At 61.4% G+C, this 23,334-nt stretch carries 20 protein-coding genes and 1 tRNA gene; 7 read left to right on the forward strand and 14 right to left on the reverse strand.

Annotated features, from left to right (window positions below; genetic code table 11):
* Window positions 1-125: 125 nt before the first annotated feature.
* Complete coding sequence (gene rlmB, locus EDC23_RS12170; protein WP_134084983.1) at window positions 126-869, reverse strand: 23S rRNA (guanosine(2251)-2'-O)-methyltransferase RlmB; 744 nt, start codon at window positions 867-869, stop codon at window positions 126-128.
* Between the two features lie 12 nt (window positions 870-881).
* On the reverse strand, window positions 882-3,335 hold the full coding sequence (gene rnr, locus EDC23_RS12175) for a ribonuclease R (protein WP_134084985.1): 2,454 nt from the start codon (window positions 3,333-3,335) through the stop codon (window positions 882-884).
* A gap of 131 nt (window positions 3,336-3,466) precedes the next feature.
* On the opposite strand from rnr, the gene EDC23_RS12180 reads away from it, so the two are divergent.
* The 5 genes from EDC23_RS12180 (at window position 3,467) to modC (ending at window position 7,900) form a co-directional block, all read left to right on the forward strand.
* Window positions 3,467-3,553: transfer RNA gene (locus EDC23_RS12180), tRNA-Leu, on the forward strand.
* A 142-nt stretch (window positions 3,554-3,695) separates the two neighbouring features.
* Window positions 3,696-5,006, forward strand: coding sequence for an NAD(P)/FAD-dependent oxidoreductase (locus tag EDC23_RS12185; RefSeq protein WP_134084987.1), 1,311 nt, complete (start codon window positions 3,696-3,698; stop codon window positions 5,004-5,006).
* Between the two features lie 397 nt (window positions 5,007-5,403).
* Entirely contained in the window at window positions 5,404-6,162 is a 759-nt protein-coding gene (modA, locus tag EDC23_RS12190; protein ID WP_134084989.1) for a molybdate ABC transporter substrate-binding protein, read from the forward strand.
* Window positions 6,159-6,839, forward strand: coding sequence for a molybdate ABC transporter permease subunit (modB, locus tag EDC23_RS12195; RefSeq protein WP_134084990.1), 681 nt, complete (start codon window positions 6,159-6,161; stop codon window positions 6,837-6,839). The genes modA and modB overlap by 4 nt, the downstream gene beginning before the upstream one ends.
* Entirely contained in the window at window positions 6,836-7,900 is a 1,065-nt protein-coding gene (gene modC / locus EDC23_RS12200) for a molybdenum ABC transporter ATP-binding protein (RefSeq protein ID WP_134084991.1), read from the forward strand. The genes modB and modC overlap by 4 nt, the downstream gene beginning before the upstream one ends.
* An 829-nt stretch (window positions 7,901-8,729) precedes the next feature.
* Here modC and EDC23_RS12205 read toward each other — a convergent pair.
* The 12 genes from EDC23_RS12205 to EDC23_RS12265 all read right to left on the reverse strand — a co-directional run bounded on the left by EDC23_RS12205 (window position 8,730) and on the right by EDC23_RS12265 (window position 21,675).
* Window positions 8,730-10,043, reverse strand: coding sequence for an adenylosuccinate synthase (locus EDC23_RS12205; protein ID WP_134084992.1), 1,314 nt, complete (start codon window positions 10,041-10,043; stop codon window positions 8,730-8,732).
* A 21-nt stretch (window positions 10,044-10,064) separates the two neighbouring features.
* Entirely contained in the window at window positions 10,065-11,243 is a 1,179-nt protein-coding gene (locus EDC23_RS12210; protein WP_134084993.1) for an ATP phosphoribosyltransferase regulatory subunit, read from the reverse strand.
* An 8-nt stretch (window positions 11,244-11,251) separates the two neighbouring features.
* Window positions 11,252-11,440 carry a DUF2065 domain-containing protein gene (locus tag EDC23_RS12215; RefSeq protein ID WP_134084994.1) on the reverse strand — a complete coding sequence of 63 codons (189 nt, stop codon included), beginning with the start codon at window positions 11,438-11,440 and terminating at the stop codon, window positions 11,252-11,254.
* A gap of 45 nt (window positions 11,441-11,485) precedes the next feature.
* The gene (gene hflC, locus EDC23_RS12220; RefSeq protein ID WP_134084995.1) at window positions 11,486-12,361 is read right to left on the reverse strand and encodes a protease modulator HflC; all 876 of its coding nucleotides are present in this window, start codon (window positions 12,359-12,361) and stop codon (window positions 11,486-11,488) included.
* Window positions 12,358-13,518 (reverse strand): FtsH protease activity modulator HflK, encoded by a 1,161-nt coding sequence (hflK, locus tag EDC23_RS12225; protein ID WP_134084997.1) that lies wholly within the window; start codon window positions 13,516-13,518, stop codon window positions 12,358-12,360. Before hflK ends, hflC begins: the two co-directional genes overlap by 4 nt.
* Before the next feature lie 84 nt (window positions 13,519-13,602).
* Window positions 13,603-14,925 (reverse strand): ribosome rescue GTPase HflX, encoded by a 1,323-nt coding sequence (hflX, locus tag EDC23_RS12230; protein WP_134084999.1) that lies wholly within the window; start codon window positions 14,923-14,925, stop codon window positions 13,603-13,605.
* A gap of 35 nt (window positions 14,926-14,960) precedes the next feature.
* Entirely contained in the window at window positions 14,961-15,212 is a 252-nt protein-coding gene (gene hfq, locus EDC23_RS12235; protein ID WP_134085001.1) for an RNA chaperone Hfq, read from the reverse strand.
* Between the two features lie 101 nt (window positions 15,213-15,313).
* The gene (gene miaA / locus EDC23_RS12240; RefSeq protein WP_134085003.1) at window positions 15,314-16,261 is read right to left on the reverse strand and encodes a tRNA (adenosine(37)-N6)-dimethylallyltransferase MiaA; all 948 of its coding nucleotides are present in this window, start codon (window positions 16,259-16,261) and stop codon (window positions 15,314-15,316) included.
* Window positions 16,261-17,979 carry a DNA mismatch repair endonuclease MutL gene (gene mutL, locus EDC23_RS12245; protein WP_166668868.1) on the reverse strand — a complete coding sequence of 573 codons (1,719 nt, stop codon included), beginning with the start codon at window positions 17,977-17,979 and terminating at the stop codon, window positions 16,261-16,263. Before mutL ends, miaA begins: the two co-directional genes overlap by 1 nt.
* 255 nt (window positions 17,980-18,234) lie before the next feature.
* Window positions 18,235-19,539, reverse strand: a complete 1,305-nt coding sequence (locus EDC23_RS12255; protein WP_134085007.1) for an N-acetylmuramoyl-L-alanine amidase — start codon at window positions 19,537-19,539, stop codon at window positions 18,235-18,237.
* Between the two features lie 134 nt (window positions 19,540-19,673).
* Entirely contained in the window at window positions 19,674-20,129 is a 456-nt protein-coding gene (gene tsaE, locus EDC23_RS12260) for a tRNA (adenosine(37)-N6)-threonylcarbamoyltransferase complex ATPase subunit type 1 TsaE (protein ID WP_134085009.1), read from the reverse strand.
* 67 nt (window positions 20,130-20,196) lie between these two features.
* The gene (locus tag EDC23_RS12265) at window positions 20,197-21,675 is read right to left on the reverse strand and encodes an NAD(P)H-hydrate dehydratase (protein ID WP_134085011.1); all 1,479 of its coding nucleotides are present in this window, start codon (window positions 21,673-21,675) and stop codon (window positions 20,197-20,199) included.
* Window positions 21,676-21,693: 18 nt separating this feature from the next.
* Here EDC23_RS12265 and queG point away from each other — a divergent pair, with 18 nt between their 5' ends.
* A complete protein-coding gene (gene queG / locus EDC23_RS12270) occupies window positions 21,694-22,797 on the forward strand; it encodes a tRNA epoxyqueuosine(34) reductase QueG (RefSeq protein WP_134085013.1) in 1,104 nt (367 codons plus the stop codon).
* A complete protein-coding gene (locus EDC23_RS12275) occupies window positions 22,794-23,294 on the forward strand; it encodes a GlcG/HbpS family heme-binding protein (protein WP_134085015.1) in 501 nt (166 codons plus the stop codon). The genes queG and EDC23_RS12275 overlap by 4 nt, the downstream gene beginning before the upstream one ends.
* Window positions 23,295-23,334: the final 40 nt, after the last annotated feature.

The following is a 23,334-nucleotide window of genomic DNA, read 5'->3' on the forward strand; positions in this document are numbered from 1 at the left end:
ACAACTGGCACCGCCCCCATGCCAGCCTGGATTACAAACCGCCGGTTAGCCGGTTGGGGCTTTCCGTGAACAACCTGGTGGGTTTACACAGCTAGGGGCTAGTCCTAGATCCTAGCAACTAGCCCCTAGCCCCTACGTTGGCGCAGCGCCTCATAGAGACAGATCCCGGTACTTACGGACACGTTCAGACTCTGGACAGTGCCCGCCATGGGCAGTTTGACCCGCTGATCGCAGTGTTCGCGGGTCAGGCGGCGCAGGCCGCGTTCCTCGGCGCCCATGACCAGGGCCAGCGGGCCGCGCAGATCGGCCTGGTAGAGATCCTGCTCGGCATCCAGATCGGTGCCGACCAGCCAGATCCCCCGCTCGCGCAGCTCGCGCAGGGTGCGGGCCAGGTTGGTGACCTGGATGAACGGCACCACCTCGGCGGCGCCGCTGGCCACCTTGCGCACGGTGCTGGTCAGCCCGCAGGCACGATCTCTGGGGGCGATCACCGCCTGCACCCCGGCGGCGTCGGCGGTACGCAGGCAGGCGCCCAGATTGTGGGGATCCTGCACGCCGTCCAGCACCAGCAACAACGGCGGGGTCGCGAGCCGCTCGAGCAGCGCCGTCAGGCTGTGCTCGTCGCCGGGACCGGGCAGGCGGGCCACGGCGGCCGCCCCCTGGTGCCGGCCGTGGCCGGTCAGCTCGTCGAGGAACGCGCGTTTGACCCGTTCCAGCGGCAGGCCCGCCGCGCGCACCTGTTGCGCCAGCTGCCGGGCTCGTTCATCGCGCCGCTCCTGCTCCAGATAGACCTGCTCGATGGTCTCGCTGTCCCGGCTCACTGCCGCCTGCACGGCGTGCAGGCCGAAGATCACATGTTTCTCGCTCATCGGGCGGGCAGATCAGTCCGCCTGGCCGCTGTTGCCGGCGCCGGTTTTCTTCTTGCCGCCGCGCCGCCGGCGGCGGGACGATTTCTTGCCGCTCTTTTTGCCAGGCTCGTCGGCGGTTTTTTTGCCGGCCGTTTTCTTGCCCTGGGATTTCTTCTTGCTGGCGGTCTTCTTGCCGGCGGTTTTCTTGCGCGCGGTTTTCTTGCCCCCGGCGCCCTGCTTGCCGCCGCCCTGGCGTTCGGGCAGCTCGCCCTGGAAGATTTCGCCGCTAAGGCTTTCCAGCAGAGCGAAATCCATCTTGCGCTCTTCGAGATCGACCCGTGCCAGTTTGATCCGCAGGCGATCGCCGAGGCGGAACATCTGCCGCTGACGTTCGCCGATCAAGCGGTGATGGGCCGGATCAAAATGGTAATAGTCGTTGTCCAGGCTGGTGACATGCACCAGCCCCTCGACATAGACCTCGTCGAGCTCCACGAACAGGCCGAAGCTGGTCACGCTGCTGATGGTACCGGTGTACTCCTCGCCCACCTTGTCCAGCATGAACTCGCACTTGAGCCAGTCCACCGCATCGCGGGTCGCCTCGTCGGCGCGCCGCTCGGTCTGGGAACAGTGTTCGCCCAGCTGGGCCATGGCGTTGTGGTCGTAGCGGAACTCGCCGCTCTTCTTGCGCCTGAAAAAGCCGGTCCGCTTGTGTTGCAGAATATGCCGAATCGCCCGATGCACCAGCAGATCCGGATAACGGCGGATCGGCGAGGTGAAGTGGGCATAGGCATCGAAGGCCAGACCGAAGTGACCGTTATTGTCGGGACTGTAGACCGCCTGCTGCAGGGTGCGCAGCATCACTGTCTGGATCAGATGCGCGTCGGGGCGTTCGGCGATCTGTTCCAGCAGTTTGGCGAAATGCTTGCTCGCCGGTTTGTCGCCGCCGCCCAGCTTGAGGCCGAACTCGCCGAGAAATTCACGCAGGGCCTCGAGTTTTTCCGGCTTGGGACCGTCATGAACGCGGTACAGGGCGGGAGTCTTGCTTTCCAGCAGGAACCGGGCCGTGGCCACGTTGGCGATGATCATGCACTCCTCGATCAGTTTGTGCGCGTCATTGCGTTCGGTGGGCACGATCGCCTCGATCTTGCGTTCTTCACCGAACACGATACGGGTCTCGGTGGTCTCAAAATCGATGGCGCCGCGTTTGCTGCGCCGCTGGCGCAGGGCGTGATAGAGCTGATAGAGATTATGCAGCGGCGGCAGCAGATCCGCGTACTGGCGACACAGGTCCGGATCCTCGTCCTGCAGGATGCCCGCCACCTGGGTATAGGTCATGCGTGCATGGGAGTGCATCACAGCCGGGTAGAAAGTGTAACTCTTCAGGGCGCCCTGCTTGTCGAGCTGCATGTCGCACACCATGCAGAGACGATCCACCTTCGGTTTGAGCGAGCAGAGGCCGTTGGAGAGGATCTCCGGCAACATGGGAATTACCCGCTCGGGGAAATAGACCGAGTTACCGCGCTCGACGGCATCCTTGTCCAGCGGTGTTTCGGGTTCGACATAGTGCGAGACGTCGGCGATCGCCACCAGCAGACGCCAGCCCTTGCGATTGGGTTCGCAATAGACCGCGTCGTCAAAATCGCGCGCGTCCTCGCCGTCGATGGTAACCAGCGGCAGATGCCGCAGGTCCTCGCGACCCTGCTTGTCTTCCTCGCGCACCTCTTCGCGCAGTTCGGCGATCTGCGCCTCGGTTTGCGGCGACCAGACCTGCGGCAGGCCGTGGGAACGAATCGCAATATCGATCTCCATCCCCGGCGCCATATGCTCGCCCAGTACTTCGACCACCTGGCCGATAGCCTGGCGAAACGGCGTGGGCGGCTGGACGATCTCGACGCTGACGATCTGGTTCTGTTCGGCCGGGCCCATATTCTCCTTGGGCACCAGAATATCCTGGGTAATGCGCTTGTTGTCCGGGACCACAAAGGCGACGCCCCCTTCGACAAACAGGCGCCCGACCATGGTTTTGTGGGCCCGCTCCAGCACTTCGACCACCGCACCTTCGCGGCGGCCGCGGCGGTCGATGCCGGCCACCCGGGCCAGCAACCGATCGCCGTGAACGGCGACCCGCATCTCGCGCCCGGAGAGGAACAGATCGTCGGAGCCGTCATCGGGGATCAGAAAGCCGAAGCCGTCGGGATGGCCCTGCACCCGGCCCCGGACCAGATCCATTTTACTGATCAGGCCGTATTCGCGTTTGCGGTTGAACAGCAGCTGGCCGTCTCGCTCCATGGCCCGCAGCCGGCGGCGCAGGGCCTCGAGTTGCTCGTCGGATTCCAGCTGGAGCGTCTCGGCGATGGCTTCGCGCGACAGGGGATGCCCGGCTTTCTCGAGCAGCTCCATAATGTATTCACGGCTGGGGATGGGGTTTTCGTATTTTTCGGCTTCGCGTTTGGCGTAGGGGTCGTGCTTATCGGAACGTTCGGTCATGTAATATTCATTCTCATATTATATTTTGTGAATTCGTTGGCTATCACTATAGCCGCGAGCGGGTTACGCGTCACTGGCCGGGGTTGTGTTTGACAATCCCCTGGACTCTCTGTAAAGTGCGCGGCTTCTGAGCCGAGGTGGCGGAATTGGTAGACGCGCTAGCTTCAGGTGCTAGTGGGGGCAACCCCGTGGAGGTTCAAGTCCTCTCCTCGGCACCAATTCTCTCATAAAAGCCCCCTAACGGGGGCTTTTTTGTTTTCTGCATCCCGATTACCCACAGACACGGCGCTGTTTGGTCCGCCGCCGATGCCTGCCGCGCGAAGTGTTACACTCGCTCTATAGGATGACGGGATCCGGATAATGAACCAATCGCAACATCATATCATTATCGTCGGTGGTGGTGCTGGCGGCCTGGAACTGGCCACCCGCCTGGGCAAGACCCTGGGCAAAAAAGGCCGCGCCCGTATCACCCTGGTGGATTGCAACCGCACCCACATCTGGAAACCCCTGCTGCACGAAGTGGCCGCCGGCACCTTCGACGCCTATGAAAACCAGATCGAATACCTGGCCCAGGCGGCACGCAATCATTTTGAATTTCGCCTGGGGCGCATGGATCGGCTGGATCGCGATTCACGGACCATTTATCTCGCCCCGACCCTGGACGCGCAGGGTAACGAGATCATCCCCCGACGCGAATTCCGCTATGACACCCTGGTCATGGCGGTCGGCAGCGTGAGCCATGATTTCGATATCGAGGGCGTGCGCGAGCACTGTCTGTTCCTGGATACCAAGCAACAGGCCGAATCCTTCCAGCATCTGTTACTGGAAAACTTTATGCGCGCCAGCACCCACCCCGATGCATCGCAACACGGCCAGCTGGATGTGGTGATCGCCGGCGGCGGCGCCACCGGCATCGAGCTCTCCGCCCAGCTGCACAAGGTCTCGCGGCTGATCACCGCCTACGGCATCGATCAGATCAATCCGGCCGATGTGCGCATCACCATCGTCGAAGCCGCCGATCGGATCCTCCCCGGCCTGCCACCCCGCCTGTCGCAGGCCACCGGGGCAGAGCTGGAGAAACTCAACATCGCCGTGCTCACCGGCGAGCGGGTGATCAAGGTCACCGGGGAGGTTCTCTATACCCAGAGCGGGCGCGAGATCCCCGCGCCGATCAAGGTCTGGGCAGCGGGCATCAAGGCGCCCGATTTTCTCGCCGGGCTCGACGGCCTGGAAACCAACCGGCGCAACCAGCTGGTGGTCACGCAGACCCTGCAAAGCTCCCGTGATGAAAACATCTTCGCCCTGGGCGACTGCGCCGCCTGTCCCTGGCCCGAGATGGACAGCGAGGTTCCGCCACGCGCCCAGGCCGCCCACCAACAGGCGGCGTTACTGGTCAAAAGTCTGCAGCGCCGGATCAACGGCAAACCGCTGCCGACGTTTCACTATCGCGATTACGGCTCGCTGGTCTCGCTGGGCAAGTACAGTACCGTCGGCAACCTGATGGGGAATCTGACCGGCAGCATCATGGTCGAGGGCTTCGTGGCGCGGATGGTTTATCTGTCGTTATACAAGTTGCACCAGTTCGCGCTGTTCGGTTTTTACCGCACCATGATGATCTCCATTGCCAACCGCTTCCGGGCAACGGTGGAGCCGGAGATCAAGCTGCACTAGTGGTAACAATGGCAACAAGACAATTCGCCACTTGTCTAATGCTCTGGAAATGATCGCGGAGGGCGCGAAGGCGCAAAGAACGCGGAGTAAAGCATTGTTAAAAACGTCGTTAACAATTATCGTTAAACCAGCTCCCATTACCCGATCACTCTACGTAGGGTGGAACAAGCGCAGCGGTTCCACCTGAACCGTAAAACTGAACTCTACTTGAAAATATAACGCAGAGGGCGTTCATGCCCGCTGTTTGGACGCAGAGGCGCGAAGGACGCAGAGAAAATAAATGATTATTAATTATTATCTGGATATAACAAGTTCGCCAATCAACGCAACATTTTATCTTGGCGTTCATTCGCGTTGATTCGCGGATAAAATACGAAACACCTGACCGGGACCCTCGATGCCTGTAACGCGCCTTTATACCATCGTCTTGCTGTTACTGGTTGCACCGCTTTGCAGTGCCGAGACCTTGCGGGTGGCTGTGGCGTCGAATTTCAAGACGACACTGGAAGCCGTCGTCGAAGAATTTGAGGCGAACAGCGAACATCGTGTAATCATCGCCAGTGGCTCGACCGGCAAGCATTATGCGCAGATCCGCAACGGCGCGCCGTTTGATCTCTTTTTTGCCGCCGATGCGCGCCGTCCCCGCTTGCTCGAACAACAGGGGCACAGCGTAGCGGATAGCCGGTTTACCTACGCCATCGGCAAACTGGTGCTGTGGAGTCCCCAACCCGGTTATGTGGATGACAAAGGCCAGGTGCTCGAAACCGGCACATTCCGGCGCCTGGCGATGGCCAACCCGCGCCTGGCACCGTACGGCCTGGCGGCAAAACAAGTTCTGCAACAACGCGGGCTGTACGAACGCTTGCAATCCCGCCTGGTGCGAGGCGAGAACATCGCCCAGACCTTTCAGTTTGTTGCCACCGGCAATGCGCAACTGGGCTTTGTCGCGCTTTCACAACTGCACGCATCAGGCCTGGCCCGACAGGGCTCGCTATGGACCCTGCCCGAATCGCTGTATGATCCCATCGAACAGCAGGCGGTAATGTTGAACGACACCCCGGCGGCCCGGGCGTTTCTCACCTATATAAAAAGTGAGCCCGCCGGGCGGATCCTGCGCCGCTTCGGCTACGCCACCCCATCACAGGAGGGGCAATGATCAGCGATAACGACCTGCAGGCCCTGTGGATCACGCTGCAGCTGGCCACGCTCACGACGCTCATTTTGTTGCTGCTCGGCACGCCGCTGGCCTGGTGGCTGGCCCACAGCCGCGCCAGGATCAAACCGGTGATCGAGGCGATCATCGCCCTGCCGCTGGTGCTGCCGCCCACGGTGCTCGGCTTTTATTTGCTGCTCGCGCTGGGGCCCCAGGGGATCTTCGGCCAGACATCACAAGCTCTGGGGCTGGGATCGCTGGCCTTTACCTTCAGCGGACTGGTGATCGGTTCGGTCTTCTATTCCCTGCCGTTTGTGGTGCAGCCACTGCAAAATACCTTTTCCGCCATCGGCCGCCGGCCGCTGGAGGTGGCCGCCACCCTGCGCGCCACAGCACTGGATCGGTTTTTCAGCGTCATCCTTCCCCTGGCCCGGTCCGGCTTTATCACCGCCACCATTCTCGGCTTTGCCCATACGGTGGGGGAATTTGGTGTGGTGTTGATGATCGGCGGTAACATTCCGGGCGAAACCCAGGTGCTGTCAATTGCCATTTATGATCATGTCGAAGCCGTGGATTACGTCAGCGCCCACTGGCTGGCCGGCGGGTTGTTACTGGCCTCGTTCATCATGTTACTGCTGGTCTATCGGTATAACCGGCGTCTGCAGGTGCTGCCCTCATGAGTCTGCAGGCCCGCTTTCAACTGTCGCGCGGCGACTTCACCCTGCAGGCCGAATTCAGCGCGCCGGCGCAGGGCATCACCGCCCTGTTCGGCCCCTCGGGCTGCGGCAAAACCACCCTGTTGCGTTGCATCGCCGGCCTGGAACCGGGCGCCCGCGGCAGCGTGCAGCTGGGGCAGACTACCTGGCAGGATGCGCACACCTTTGTGCCGGTGCATCGGCGCGGCATCGGTTATGTCTTTCAGGAAGCCAATCTGTTTGCGCATTTGTCGGTACGCAACAACCTGCTCTATGGCTATCGCCGTAGCGGCGGTGATCAGGGCGGCGTGGATCCCGAACGCATCATCCAGCTGCTGGGCATCGATCAACTGCAGGATCGATCCGTGCAGAACCTCTCCGGTGGCGAACGCCAGCGGGTGGCGATCGGTCGCGCCCTGCTGTCGGCGCCGCAACTGTTGCTGATGGACGAACCGCTGGCGGCACTGGATCGCGAGAGTAAAAATGCCATCATGGCCTGCCTGCAGCAGTTGTCGCAGGAACTGGCGATCCCGGTGCTGTACGTCAGTCACGATCACAGCGAGGTGGCGCAACTGGCACAACAGATGATCATGCTGGACGGGGGCCGGGTGCAGGCCACCGGCCCGGTGATCGAATTGTTAAACCGGCTCGATCTGCCACTGGCCCACGCTCCCGATGCCGAGACCATCGTGGAAGGCATAATCAACGCACATGATGAGCGGTACGGTTTGAGCTATCTCGAGTTCGCCGGTGGGAGACTGACGGTGACGCAGGCCGACTTGCCGGTGGGTCAGACGGTGCGGGTGCGTCTGCAGGCACGGGATATCAGTCTGACCTTGTCGCAACAAACGGACACCAGCATCCTGAACATCTTCCCCGTCACCATTGAAGCCATCGTCGAAGAGCCCCCGGCCCAGCAACTGGTCATACTCGATGCCAACGGCGCCACCCTCCTCGCCCGGATCACCCGCAAATCCGCCGAGTACCTGAAACTGGCAGTCGGCAAACAGGTTTACGCCCAGGTCAAAAGCGTCGCGCTGGTATGAGTGCTGAGTGCTGAGTGCTGAGTACTAAGTACGTAGGTCAGGTTGGGCGCAGCACTACCTGACATTCCATCTATCAGGCGATTTCTTTACCACGAAGACACGAAGTCTCGAAGCGAATTAATTTTTCCTTCGTGTCTTCGTGCCTTCGTGGTGAGGCTTTTATAAACATCTGGGCCGTAGGCCCGATTAAGAACCCGGCGGGCATAAACGCCGCGGTATCGGGCATCGACCGGATTGCCGGACACCGCTTCGCTATGTCCGGCCTACCTCGTAGGGTGCACGCAGCACTACCTGACATTCCATCTATCAGGCGATTTTTTTACCACGAAGACACGAAGTCTCGAAGCGAATTAATTTTCTTCGTGTCTTCGCGCGACGTACAGGATGTACTAGTGTCGCGGGAGGCATGGATGCCGGGAGCGACCTTCGTAGTGAGGCTTTTATAAACATCTGAACCGTAGGCCCGATTAAGCACCCGGCGGGCATAAACGCCGCGGTATCGGGCATCGACCAGATTGCCGGACACCGCTTCGCTATGTCCGGCCTACCTCGTAGGGTGCACGCAGCACTACCTGACATTCCATCTATCAGGCGATTTTTTTACCACGAAGACACGAAGTCTCGAAGCGAATTAATTTTCTTCGTGCCTTCGCGTCTTCGTGGTGAAGTTTTATAAACATCTGAACCGTAGGCCCGATTAAGCACCCGGCGGGCATAAACGCCACGGTATCGGGCATCGACCGGATTGCCGGACACCGCTTCGCTATGTCCGGCCTACCTCTAGATACTAGTCACTAGGATCTAGCCCCTGTTTAACGGCCCGGGGCCGTTAAACGTCGTACGGATGTCGCAGGATGATGGTTTCGCTGCGTTCAGGACCGGTGGAGATGATGTCCACGGGGGTCCCGGTGACCTCTTCGATGCGCTTGAGATAGGCCCTGGCGTTGGCCGGCAGTTCGTCGTAGCTTTTCAGGCCGACGGTGGACTCCTGCCAGCCCGGCATCGCTTCATAAACCGGTTCGCAGCTGTCGAAGGCTTCGGCACCGACCGGCGGGGTATCGCGTACTTCGCCGTCGCATTTGTAGCCCACGCAGATCTGGATCTGATCCAGCCCGTCGAGCACGTCCATCTTGGTGATACACAGGCCGCTGACGCTGTTGATCAAGACCGAGCGGCGCAGGGCCACGGCATCGAACCAGCCGCAACGCCGCGGGCGGCCGGTGGTGGAGCCGAACTCGTGACCCCGTTCGGCCAGCCGCGCGCCGACTTCATCCATTAACAGATTGCCGTCATACAGTTCCGTGGGGAACGGGCCGGAGCCGACCCGGGTGGTATAGGCCTTGGTGATGCCGAGCACGTAATCGAGATTGCGCGGGCCCATGCCGCTGCCGGTACTCGCGCCGCCGGCGGTGGTGTTGGACGAGGTGACAAACGGATAGGTGCCGTGATCGATATCCAGCAACGCCCCCTGGGCGCCCTCGAACATGATGTTGTTGCCAGCCTGCATATGCTGGTTGAGCAGCTCGGGAATATCGGCCACCAACGGTTGCAGCTCCTCACGCATGGCCATGGCCTGATCCAGCACCTGGTTGAAGTCCACCGGCTCGGCCTTGAAATAGTGCTGCAGGGAGAAGTTGTGATAATCGAGCACTTCGCCCAGTTTGGCGGCGAAGCGTTCACGGTGAAACAGATCGCCCAGGCGCAGGCCGCGGCGGGAGACCTTGTCTTCATAGGCCGGGCCGATGCCGCGGCCGGTGGTGCCGATGGCTTTTTTGCCGCGCGCCGCTTCACGGGCATGATCCAGCGCCACATGATAGGGCAGGATCAACGGGCAGGCTTCGCTGATGCGCAAGCGCTCGCGGGCCGGGACGCCTTCGTTTTCGAGCATTTTCAGTTCATCGAGCAACGCCTCGGGCGAGAGCACCACGCCGTTGCCGATCAAGCACTGGACGTTTTCGCGTAGTACACCCGAAGGGATCAGGTGCAACACGGTTTTCTTGTCGCCGATCACCAGGGTGTGTCCGGCATTGTGCCCGCCCTGGAAGCGCACCACGGCGGAAGCCCGATCGGTTAACAGATCGACGATCTTGCCTTTACCTTCATCTCCCCACTGGGTCCCGATAATGACGACGTTCTTGCCCATGACTTCAGCCTGTTGTAGTTATCAAATCGTTACAATTTGCCATGCCTTGCCGTCCCTGACCAGCTTGCGATCGCAACCGAGTTGTTGCGGATCGCTGTTATCGCCCGGCAGGGCACTGATCACCCGCTCTCCCTGCCGGCGAAGTTGTTCAATCGTCTCGCGCAAAGCGGTTTCATTTTCATGCGGCGCATAAATCGCACCGGGCGCGGACGCTTCGCCGTCGCCCAGGTCGATCAGGGTTTTCAGATCGGTGCTGAAACCGGTTGCCGGCCGCGCGCGGCCAAAGACCTGGCCGATGTCATCATAACGCCCGCCCTGGGCGATGGATTGCCCGCGACCCGGGACATAGGCGGCAAACACCACGCCGGTGTGATAGTTGTAACCGCGCAATTCGGCCAGATCGAAATGCAGGGGGATGGACGGCTCACAGCGTTTGATCTGCTCGGCCACGGCCTGCAGATTATCCAGCGCCTGGCCCACGCCCTCACCGGCGAAGCCCAGCAGGCGACGGGCCTCATCAATGACATTTTCATCGCCATTAAGATTTGCCAGGCCGAGCAGCCCCGCGGCAATTTTCTTGTCAACGGCAGCGCCGCCCAGCAACTGCTCGATCTCGGGAATCGCCTTGCGCTGCAGGGCGGCGAACAGCTCGCCCTGTTGTTCGGGCGACAAACCGGCCGCCTCGATCAAATGGCGATAGATACCGACATGGCCCAGGTCAAAATAGAGATTAGCGATCCCGCTTTGGCGCAAGGTTTCCAGCATCAGGCGGAACACCTCGACGTCGCTCTCGCTGCCGCTGTGACCGTAGAGTTCGGCACCCACCTGGATCGGACTGCGGGATCCGGCAAAACCGTCCGGGCGGGTATGCAACACCGAACCGATATAGCACAGCCGGGTCGGGCAGGCTTTTTTCAGGGTATGCGCGTCGATGCGCGCCACCTGCGGGGTCATGTCGGCGCGCAGGCCCATCAGCTTACCGGTCAGCTGATCGGTCAGCTTGAAGGTTTGCAGATCCAGATCGTGCCCGGTGCCGGTCAGCAATGAATCGAGATACTCGATCATCGGTGGCATGACCAGCTCATAGCCCCAGCCGGCATACATATCCAGCAGCCGGCGACGCAACGCCTCAAGCCGGCGCGCCTGTTTTGGCAGGACCTCTTCGATCCCTTCCGGTAATAACCAACGATCGGATTTCATTTTTGTGTTCAGCCCTTGACCAGATAGATCAGCAACGCACCGCCGAGCATGGCGGCCAGACCAATGCGTCGCAAGACGCGATCATTCATCTGGGCGACCATTAATAAACCACGGCGAAAAGATGCGGGACTGAGTGCTGGTGTTATCCCCTCGATCACCAGCACCAGTGCAATTGCCACAATCAGATCCTGCCACATAAATGACGCCCGGACGTATGGTTAAGTCAACGTGTTATCGGGACGTCATTTATTGCCTGGATTGCTGTTCTTGAAGTATTTGAAGAATTCAGAATCAGGCTCGAGCAGCATCATATTGCCGTTACCCGCCAGCGATTTGCGATAGGCATTGAGGCTGCGGTAGAACGAGTAGAACTCTTCATCTTCAGAAAAGGCATTGGCATAAATACCCGCCGATTTGGCATCACCCTGACCCCGAATAGCCTGGGCCTCGCGATAGGCATTGGCCAGCATGACGGTCTTCTGGCGTTCCGCCTCGGCGCGGATACGTTCCGCTTCACCTCGACCGGAAGCGCGCAGCTCCTTGGCCTCTTTTTCACGTGCCGAGCTCATGCGTTCGAAAATATTTTCGAACACCCGTTCGGTCAGCTCGATGCGTTTGAGGCGGACATCGACAATCTCGATACCAAAACTCTGGACCCGTTTATCAGCCTCCTTGGTGATACTGCGCATGATGTCATCACGCGCATCGGAGATGACTTCCTGCAGGGTCCGCTCACCAAAGGCGTCCAGCAAGCCCTTGTTGACGATCGATTGAAACTGCATCCGCGCCCGACTCTCCATGCCTTGCATGGTCTTGTAATAGGTCTCGACATCATCGATGCGCCACTTGACATAGTAGTCGACGATCAGCGGCTTCTGTTCCTGCGTGAGGTAACGCTGCGGGGCAGTATCGGCGGTGATAATCCGCTTCTCATACTTGCGCACGTTATTCACAAAGGGCCATTTGACATGCAGGCCCGGTTCAAAGTCGGCTTTTTTCACTTTCCCCAACGCAAACTGGATCGCCAGCTCGCGTTCGCTGACGGTGAACAGGGAGTTACTGCCTATCAGGCCAATGATAGCCAGCACGACGATAGCGGCGATAAGTTTCGGGCTCATTGGCGTTCCTCCCGTGAGCGATTCTCGCGCTCACGCATTTGATCCAGTCCGAAGTCCTCTACCTGTTGCTGAAAAGGCCCGGAGCCGGAATCCACTTTTGTATCACTGTTTTTCGACCGCTTCATAATCTGATCCAGCGGCAGATACATCAGGTTATTGCCGTTTTGTATATCCACCATGACTTTCGAAGTTTTCCCGAGTATCTCTTCGATCGCCTCCAGATACAGACGTTCGCGGGTAACCGCGGGGGCCTTCTTATACTCGACCAGAACATCCGTGAAGCGCTCGGCGTCACCTTCGGCCACTGCGATTTTCTGATCCCGGTAGGCCTTGGCCTCTTCCAGGAAGCGCTGCGCCTGACCTTCGGCACGGGGCAGAATGTTGTTCGCAAAGCCCATGGCCTGGTTCATGTACTTCTCCCGGTCCTCGCGCGCGGCGGCCACGTCATCGAATGCCGCCATAACCTGCCTCGGTGGCTGGGCCTTCTGCATGTTGAAACCGCGCACCTGCAGGCCGGTTTCATAACTGTCGAGAATACCCTGGATGCGATCCCAGGCCTCGGAGGCGATCTTGTCGCGGCCCTCGGTAATGATGTGCTCCATGTCGTTGTTACCGACGATCTCGCGTACGGCACTTTGCGTCACATGTTTCAGTGAAACTTCCGGGTCACGGACGTGATACAGGAAACGACGCGAATCGCGCACGTTGTATTGCACCACGAATTCCATATCGACGATATTCTCGTCCTGGGTCAGCATCAGGGCTTCCTGGCTGCCTTCACCGATGTGCACCGAGCGCACATTGGAGACGTCGACAATCTCCACGGTATCGATAAACCGGGGATGCCAGTGCGGGCCCGGGGGCTGGATGCTCTGGAATTCACCAAAACGCAACACCACGGCCTCTTTACCTTCGTTGACGATATAGATTCCGGACAGGGCCCAGATCGCCGCCAGTACCAGCGCAATAAAGCTCAGGCCGATCGAACCGCCCGCACCGGGGATGCGGGGACCACCGCCACCGCCTTTCCCGCCGAACAGGCCGCCGAACTTGGCCTGCAGCTTTTTGATGACTTCGTCGAGATCCGGGGGGCCCTGATTGTTCCGGTTACCCCAGGGATCTTTATTGTTTGAACCACCAGGTTCATTCCAGGCCATGTGATGCTCCGTGATGTGTGTTCTGAATCAGCGAGTGCGGTTCAATTCAGGAAAGTGGATTTTCAGTGTGACCAAGAGGCAATTCTATGGGGCTTCGCTACCCGCCGCAAGGCGTAACGCCTCATCATTCCGGGCCAGGTAGTTCGAGATGCCGTGGTGTTTGTCCAGCGACTGCCACTCGGGCCGGGGCATTTCCACGGTCATCAACCAGTTACCCTGCTCGTCCACCTGCTCGCGATGCACCTTGCCGACTTCATGCAACAGGGCGTGCAGCCGGCCCTCGGCCACCGGCAGCAGCAGCTCATGGCAGACCCGGCCCCGATCCAGGCGCGCGGCCAGCGCCTCGCGCAACTGTTCCAGCCCGGCCCCGCTTTGCGCCGAGATCCAGACTCGCCAGGGCAGGCCCTGCTCGTCATATTCGATGTGCGGCGGCGTGTCGTCAAGGCGGTCGATCTTGTTGTAGACCAGCAGTTGCGGTACCGCCCGGGCGTCGATCTCGCTCAGCACGGCATTGACCTGCTCCATGTTGGCCTCCCGCTCGGGGCTGGAGGCGTCCACCACATGCAACAGCAGATCCGCATCTCGGGTCTCCTGCAGGGTGGAGCGAAACGCCGCCACCAGATCGTGGGGCAGATGGCGGATAAAGCCGACCGTGTCGGCCAGGATCAGCTTCTGCCCGTCGGCCAGCTCCAGCCGGCGCAGGGTCGGATCGAGGGTGGCGAACAGCTGGTCGGCCGCATAGACATGGGATTCGGTGAGCCGGTTGAACAGGGTCGATTTGCCGGCATTGGTATAGCCGACCAGCGAGACCGTCGGAATCTCCGCCCGCTTGCGGGCGCGGCGGCCCTGTTCGCGCTGGCGCTGAACCTTCTCCAGACGCTTGTTGAGCTGGCGAATGCGATCGCCGAGCAACCGGCGGTCGGTCTCCAGCTGGGTTTCGCCGGGACCACGCAGGCCGATGCCGCCCTTCTGGCGTTCCAGATGGGTCCAGCCGCGAACCAGCCGGGTGGAGAGGTGTTTGAGCTGGGCCAGTTCGACCTGCAGCTTGCCTTCGTGGGTGCGGGCGCGCTGGGCGAAAATATCCAGAATCAGACCGGTGCGATCCAGCACCCGGCACTGGAGCAGTTGCTCGAGGTTACGCTCCTGGACCGGCGACAGGGCGTGATTGAACAGTACCAGATCGGCATCGAGTTCCCTGACCGTGTCACGGATCTCCTCGGCCTTGCCGCTGCCGACAAAATAGCGGGGATGGGGCACGGACCGGGAGCCGGTGACGACCGCGATCGGTTCGGCGCCGGCGGAGAGAGCCAGTTCCCGGAATTCCTGCGGTTCTTCCTGCTGCTGTTCGGCTTGCAGAGCCAGGTGAACCAGAACCGCCCGTTCACCGGCTTGGGGACGTTCAAACAATCATTACCACCCTCACCAACGCCAGGTTAGTGACTTCATGCATTCCCTTCATGGCCCTTGATTTCTTCCGCCACGGGCAGTTTCACATTGCGCGCCGGTACCACGGTAGAGATGGCATGCTTGTATACCATTTGATTAACTGTATTTCGCAACAGCACCACAAACTGGTCAAATGACTCGATCTGTCCCTGCAACTTGATTCCATTCACCAGAAAGATTGAAACAGGAACGCGCTCCTTACGCAGTGCATTGAGAAACGGATCTTGTAAGGACTGTCCTTTACTCATCGTTATTATCTCCGAATTTTATAGTTATTGTCTCAGACGATCGGGTCTGTTCTTATAACCTTATAAATAATCAATTAAAATACAAATTTATCTTAGCACACTCATTCCAGCTCTATGGGTAGGCGACGCAGCCATTTCAAGACCTGTTCCTCCCTTTTTTGATCAAGGGCATCAAATACCCGGACCGCCGGTTCACTGCGCAGCCAGGTCAGCTGGCGCTTGGCCAGCTGGCGGGTCGCCGCCACGCCCTGTTCCTGCATTTGAGTATAGTTGATCCTGCCCTGCAAGTAGTGCCACAGCTGGCGGTAACCCACCGCCCGGATTGAGGGCATCTGTTCGTGCAAATCCCCGCGTACAAAAAGGCTTTCCACTTCCTCGATCAAACCCTGCTCGAGCATCCGGGCAAAGCGCCGGGCGATGCGCTCGTGCAATACCGCCCGATCCGGCGGTATCAGTGCCAGTTTGACAAACTGCCAGGGCAACGGTTCATTCTGTTGCTGCAGGTCGCTCAGGGGCTCGCCGGTCAGCTCGAAAACCTCCAGGGCCCGTTGAATGCGCTGGGGATCGTTGGGATGGATGCGTTCGGCGGCCGGCGGATCCACCTCGGCCAGCCGGGCATGCATCGCCGCCCAACCCCGCTCATGCGCCTCCTGCGCCAGCCGCGCGCGCAGCGCGGCATCGGCCGCCGGCAGGCGGGAGAGGCCGTGGATCAGGGCGCGAAAATAGAGCATGGTGCCGCCGACCAGCAGCGGAATGCGCCCGGCGGCGGTGATCTCGGCCATCGCCTCGCGGGCCAGCGCGGCAAAGCGGGCCGCCGAGCAGGCCTCGGCCGGGTCCAGAAAATCGATCAGCCGGTGGGGCGCTTCGGCCAGCACCTCGGGCCCGGGCTTGGCCGTCCCGATATCCATGCCCCGGTAGACCATCACCGAATCGACACTGACGATCTCCACCGGCAACGCCCGCACCAGCTGCACGGCCAGCTCGGTCTTGCCCGAGGCGGTCGGCCCCATCAGGGCAATCGCCGTTGGCAGTTCCCCCGTGGTGGCCATCAGCCCGCAAACAGTCCCTGCAACATGCGGCCGTCCCAGCGGGTCCAGTAACGGGCCGGTTGCGCCTGCGCTTGCCAGCGCAGGGCGTCGCGGACCAGCGCCTGTTGCTCCGCCGCGTTCCAGGTTTGATGATCACTGATCGCCCGGGCCAGCGCCCCGGCCAGCGGCTCGCCCGCCCGGGCCGCCGCGATAAACTCGGGCAGCATGGCGGAAAGCTCGGTTTGCGCGGCCAGCACCGGAATCTGGCGCACCCGCACCGCCGTCTCGCTGAGCGCGGCCAGATCAAAGCCGCGGCTGGCCAGCCACGCCTCCTGCTGCTCCAGCCACTGCACCGCATCCGCCGACAGCGCCAGCGTTTGCGGAATGAGTAACGGCCGGGCGGGCAGCGGCGCCGTGTCGGCGAGCTGTTCGGCCAGTTGCGCGCGGCGCACCGCCCGACCGTTCACCAGCAGCAGGCCGTCCTCCTCGGCCACGACCAGGTAGCCCCCCTCCAGCGCGGCAACGATGTTCCGGTCGCCGGCCGCCTCGTGGGGCTCGCCCGCTTCGGGCCCGGCGGGGATCGGCGAGCCGTGCGCGGCCGCTTCGCGGATTTGCCAGCTCGCGGGAATATTGCCTTCCGCCGGGGTATAAAAATCATCGCCTTTCGCCCTCGTCCCGGCGGCCGGAGCCGGAGCCGCGTCGGCCGCCGGCGAGGCGCGCTCCAGTGCCTCGTTCACCGCGTGCGCCAGAAAATCATGAATCCGGCGCGCTTCATGGAAGCGGACTTCATGCTTGGTGGGATGCACATTGACGTCCAGCTTGAGGGGATCCAGCTCCAGGTAGAGCACCCAGGCAGGATGGCGGCCGGGATAGAGCCGGGGCTGATACGCCTGGCGCAGCGCATGGTTGATCAGTTTGTCGCGCACACTGCGTCCGTTGACATAGACATACTGCAGATCGGCCTGGGCCCGGGCCGCCTGCGGGCCACCCAGCCAGCCGCTCAGGCGCAGCCCCTCCTGGGCGAAATCCAGCGCCCAGGCCTGACGATAAAAGGCCTTGCCGCAGAGTCGCTCCACCCGGCGGGCACGCTGCGCCGGCTGAGTGGCCGGGGGCAGACGGAAGATCTCCCGCTGGTTATGTATGAGGGTAAAGCCCACCTCGAAGCGGCTCAGGGCCAGGCGCTTTAGCATGTCCTCAATGTAGCGGTACTCGGTACGTTCGGTGCGCAAAAAACGCCGCCGCGCCGGGGTATTATAAAAGAGTTCCGAGACGCTCACGCTGGTGCCGACCGGATGCGCGGCCGGCGTCAGCTCGGGCGGCGCCTCCCGTCCGTTGAGACTCAGACGCCAGCCCGAGCCGGCCTCGCCGACCCGGGATTCAATCGTCAGGCGGGCCACCGACCCGATACTCGCCAGCGCCTCGCCGCGAAACCCGAGGCTGGCGATGTTCTCCAGATCCGCCAGCGAGGCGATCTTGCTGGTGGCGTGCGGACTGACCGCCAGCTCCAGCTCGTCGGGCCGAATGCCGTAACCGTCGTCACTGACCCGGATCGCCTCCAACCCGCCCTGGCGAATCTGCACCTCGATCCGACTCGCCCCCGCATCCAGCGCATTTTCCACCAGCTCCTTGACGATCGACGCCGGCCGCTCCACCACCTCCCCGGCCGCAATCTGGTTGGCCAGGGTCGACGGCAGGCGCTGGATGATCGCATCGGGCTGATAACGGCGGGCGGTTTGCATGCGAATAGCTTAACCGCGTTATCTCAAAAGGTGAACGGGCTTCGTTGCAGGACAGGGTTAAAAAACGCGGAGAACGCGGAGACGCAGAGGCGCGGAGATATAATTTTTAATGTTGAATTTTAAATTTTGAATTGTTCATCGGTATTTAATCGCGAATTCAAAATTCAACATTTAAAATTCAAAATCTTATAGCTTTGCGTCTCCGCGCCTCCGCGAACTCCGCGTTACTTTCCAGAGCCCCTGAAAAATGGAACATCAGATAACGGGGATCTGCAGCACCTGGCCGACGCGCAGCATGTTGTCGGAGAGGTTGTTGTGCTGTTTGATGGTCGAGACGCTCACCCGGTAGCGGGCGGCGATACCGGACAGAGTGTCACCGCGGTTGATGCGATGGCGCTGCATCTTGCGTTCGGCCAGGATGGTCCCGGCCGGGGCATGGCGGGCGAAATACTGCTTCACCCCGGAGAAGATGGAGTGAGCCAGTTTGCTCTGGTGAGCGCTGCTGCGCAGCTTGCGCTCCTCGGCGGGATTGGAGATGAAGGCGGTTTCCACCAGCACCGACGGCATATCGGGCGCCTTGAGCACCCGGAAACCGGCCTGTTCCACCTGCCGTTTATGCAGGTGATTGATCTGCCCGAGGCCGCCGAGCACTTCACTGGCAACCCGATGGCTGTCTTCAATGGTGGAGTTCTGCACCATGTCCACCAGCACCATCTTCAGCAGATCTTCCTTATCATCCAGGCTGACCCCGCCGATCAGATCCGCGCTGTTTTCGCTTTCGGCCAAAAATTGGGCCGCTTTACTACTGGCGCCGCCGTCGGAAACCACGTAGACCGAGGAGCCGTGCGCACGGCGATCGTGAAAGGCATCGGCATGGATGGAGATAAACAGATCGGCCTGGGCCCGGCGCGCGGTCTCCACCCGCTCGCGCAGACTGAGGTAATAGTCCCCGTTACGAATCATCACCGGTTTCATACCCGACGTCTTGTTCACCAGCGCTTCCAGCTTGCGGGCCACCGCCATGACCACGTCCTTCTCGCGGGTGCCGCGCTGGCCGATCGCCCCGGGATCCTCGCCGCCGTGACCGGCATCGATGGCAATGATCACCTCCCGCGGTTTGCCGTCCTTCACCGATTTGGTCACCCTCGGCGCGGCCTGCTCGCTTTGGGGTTGATGCAGATCGATCACCAGACGGTGGCCGTATTTCCCCTGCGGCTTGAGCACAAAACTTTTGGGTTTGACCTCGGATTTGAGATCCAGCACAAAGCGCAACTGATCATCCTGACGATGAGCGTAACGAACCTTTTTGATCAGTGCCTCATCAAAGGCGAAATCCGGCAGGCTCCCGGGAAAGCGAGCGTGTTTCAGATCGACGACCACCCGATCCGGGCCTTCCAGGGAGAACAGGGTATGATCCACCGGCTCGCTGAGATCCAGCACCAGCCGGGTATGATCCGGGGCCGGCCACATACGCACCCCTTCCACCTGCACCTCGGCGGCGGTGGCGGTGAGCGGCACAATGGCGAGCATCAACAGTAGCAGCGCCTGAGCTGGACGCATTTTATCTACCTCCCGGTTTAGCTGCTCTTAATTATTGTGCCGGGACAGGTGAGAAATCAAGTAAAAATTTATATTTATTATGAAGATAGCCTGTTTTTCTAGAGTTTTTTCGAGATCTGGATCCGATCCGGGGCTTAAAACGGCTCCAGCCGGGCCAGCAGCGCCTCGCCGCTCTGATCATGGGCGATCAGCCGCGCCTGGCGCCCCTCGCCGCTGGGATCGAGATAAACCTCCACATCGGGCAGGGGCAGATGGCCCGCGCCGCGCTCGGACCACTCCACCAGGCAGAGAGAGTGATCATCCAGATAATCCCGAAACCCCAGGTACTCCAGCTCTTCCGGGTCCCCGAGGCGATACAGATCGAAGTGAAAAACTTTTTTATGATCAAAGTAATAGGGCTCGACCAGGGTGTAGGTCGGGCTTTTGACCGCCCCTGTGTGGCCCAGCTCCTGCAGCAGACCGCGCACCAGGGTGGTCTTGCCGGCACCCAACTCGCCGTGCAAAAAGAGCAGACAGGGTGCCACGCAGAGACGGGCCAGCCGCCGGCCCAGCTGCAGCGTGGCCGCTTCGTTTTCGAGGTACTGTTCCATGCTTCAAGCTTAGCGGAATTTATCGAACAACGGCATGAACCGGCGGCAAAGAATTTCGCCGCCGGGATCACCCATTGATGAGCCGGCGCAGCGGGCCGAACAGGTCTCCGGCCAGCAGACCGCGTTCGCCGGCCGACCTGGCCGCCTGATCCGCTGCCGCGCCGTGCAGGCAAACGCCCAGTTGCGCCGCCGGTTCGGGGGCCAGCCCTTGCGCCAGCAGGGCGGCGATCACCCCGGTGAGCACATCGCCCATGCCGGCGCTGCTCATGCCGGGGTTGCCGGCGGTGCAGAGGCTGTTCCCCGTGCCAGCGCTCACTAACGTGCCGGCGCCCTTGAGCACCACCACCCCGCCGTACTGCGCCTGCAGGCGGCGCACTGCCGCCAGCCGATCGGCCTGCACCTCGGCCGGGGTCAAGTTCAGCAGGCGCGCGGCCTCGCCGGGATGGGGGGTGAGAATCCGCTGCCCGCCCTGGCGCGGATTCTCGGCCAGCAGATTCAGCGCATCGGCATCCACCACCTGGGGCGTGTCGCACGCCGCGAGCGCCTGCCAGATCATCCGGCCCCATTCGCCCTGCCCCAGGCCGGGGCCCACCGCGACCACCGTGGCCTGGTCGATCAGCGCCTGCAGCGCCTGGCTCTCTTCCACGCCGTGGCACATCAGTTCCGGGCGGCCATGGTTGAGGGTGGCGGCATGGGCGGCGCGGGTGGCAATGCTCACCCGGCCGGCGCCGGCGCGCAGGGCCGCCTCGCCGGCCAGTCGGGCCGCGCCGTTCATGCCCTGCTCCCCGCCGAGGATCAGCACATGGCCGTAGAGCCCTTTATGGCTGTTGCGCGGCCGGCGCGGCAGGTGCCGCACCAGTTCAGCGAACTCGAGTCGCTGCGCCACCGGGCTGACGCGCGCCCGGACCGTGTCGGGCAGGTTGAGACTGTTGAATGCCAGTTGACCCACATGATCGGGGGCGTCGGCGGTAAGCAGGCCGATCTTCAGCCCGATGAAGGTGATCGTCTCCTCGGCGCGTACCGCCCGGCCACCCGCCTGGCCGGTATTCGCATCGAGGCCGGAGGGGACATCCAGTGCCAGGATCGGCTTGCCGCTGCCATTGAGCCAGTCGATCGCCGTGGCGTAGGGCTCGTTGACCTCGCCTCGCACCCCGGTGCCGAGCAGCGCGTCGACCAGCAGATCGGTCTCCTCGAGCGGTTGCGAGGCAAAGGGCTCGGGAAACACCTCGATGCCCTGCAGGCGTTGCAAGGCGGCCAGCGCATCGCCGCCCAGTTTGTCGCTCTCGCCCACCTGCAATACCCGCACCTGCCGACCGTCGGCGTGCGCCAGCCGGGCGACCACATAACCGTCCCCGCCATTATTGCCGGTGCCGCAGACCACTGTAATACGTCGCGCTTCGGGCCAGCGCCGACTCAGCTGCCGCCAGGCCGCCTCACCGGCGCGTTCCATCAGGACAGAACCGGACATGCCCAGCTCCTCGATGGCGATGCGATCGAGTTCGCGACACTGCTCGGTGGTATAAAGATCATGCGGAAGATTGGCCATAAGGCTATGATTATGATCATGAGTCACAGCCAAAACAAGCAGGCCGCACAGAATACCGACTGGTCGGCACTGGCGGCGCAGATCAAGCAGTGGGGTGCCGAGCTCGGTTTTCAGCAGACCGCCATCACCGATACGGATCTGGATGACTACGAAACGCGTCTGCAGCAGTGGCTGGCCCGGGATTACCACGGTGACATGCAATGGATGGCCGAATACGGCCACAAACGCAGCCGGCCGGCCGACCTGGTCTCTGACACGCGACGCATTATCAGCGTGCGTCTCGATTATCTGCCCGAGGAGCGGATCGATCTCAAGGCGCTGCTGGATCACCCCGACAAAGCCTATATCTCGCGCTACGCACTGGGGCGCGATTATCACAAGCTGATGCGCAAGCGGTTGCAACAGCTGGCCGATCATATCCAGCAACAGATTGGCCCGTTCGGCTATCGCGCCTTCGTCGACAGCGCGCCGGTGATGGAAAAAGCCCTGGCGGAAAAAGCCGGCCTCGGCTGGATCGGCAAGCACAGTAACCTGTTACAACGGCATACCGGCTCCTGGTTTTTTCTCGGCGAGTTGTATACCGATCTGCCCCTGCCGGTGGATGAGCCGGCCAGCAACCATTGCGGCACCTGCCAGGCCTGCATCGATGTCTGCCCCACCAAGGCCATCGTCGAACCCTATGTGGTCGATGCCCGGCGTTGCATCTCCTATCTGACGATTGAACTGAAGGGATCGATCCCGGTGGCATTGCGCAAGCCGATGGGCAATCGGATTTACGGTTGTGACGACTGCCAGCTGTACTGTCCCTGGAACCGCTTTGCCGATTCCAGCCAGGAGCCGGATTTTGATCCGCGCCAGCGCCTGGATGAGGCGCAGCTGGTGGAACTTTTCCAGTGGGATGAAGAGACCTTCAACCGGAACCTGGAAGGCTCGGCAATCCGGCGCATCGGCCATGAACGCTGGCTGCGCAACATCGCCGTGGCACTGGGCAACGCAGCCACCTCCTCCGAGGTGATCGCCGCCCTGCAGGCCCGCACCGACCACCCGTCCGAACTGGTGCGCGAACATGTGCACTGGGCATTAGAACAACATCAACCCGTTGGTAAGGAGTCATCCTCATGAAACGATCTCTTGCTTTTGCCCTGCTGTCGACCCTGCTGCTGAGCCACGCTGTCAGTGCGGAACCGGCTTATGTCACCACCCGGGTCATGTCGTTCGAGATCGCCAACCAGCTGGCGGTCGAGTCGGCGCGGGCCTGTCGTGAACAGGGCTACCAGGTCACCGCCAGCGTGGTCGATCGCCACGGCAAACTGCTGGCCCTGGCGCGCGATCCGCTGGCCGGCACCCACACCATCGATGTCAGCCGATTGAAAGCGCAGACCGCCGCCAGCTTCCAGACTTCCACGCTCGATATGCAGGAAGGCGACTTCGACAATCTGCGCTTTGCCCCGGATGTCCTGCTGGTCGGCGGCGGCGTGCCGGTCCGTATCGGCGGTCATTTCTACGGGGCTGTCGGTATCTCCGGCGCCCCGGCGAAAAAGATCACCGGCGACGTGGATGACGAATGCGCCAGAGCCGGCATCGATACCATTCGCGAAGCGATCGAGTTTGCCGAATAAACCATAAAATTATTCACCACGAAGGCACGAAGACACCATG

This window comes from Thiohalophilus thiocyanatoxydans (genome assembly GCF_004366735.1).
In the GTDB taxonomy this organism is placed as follows: Bacteria; Pseudomonadota; Gammaproteobacteria; order UBA6429; family Thiohalophilaceae; genus Thiohalophilus; species Thiohalophilus thiocyanatoxydans.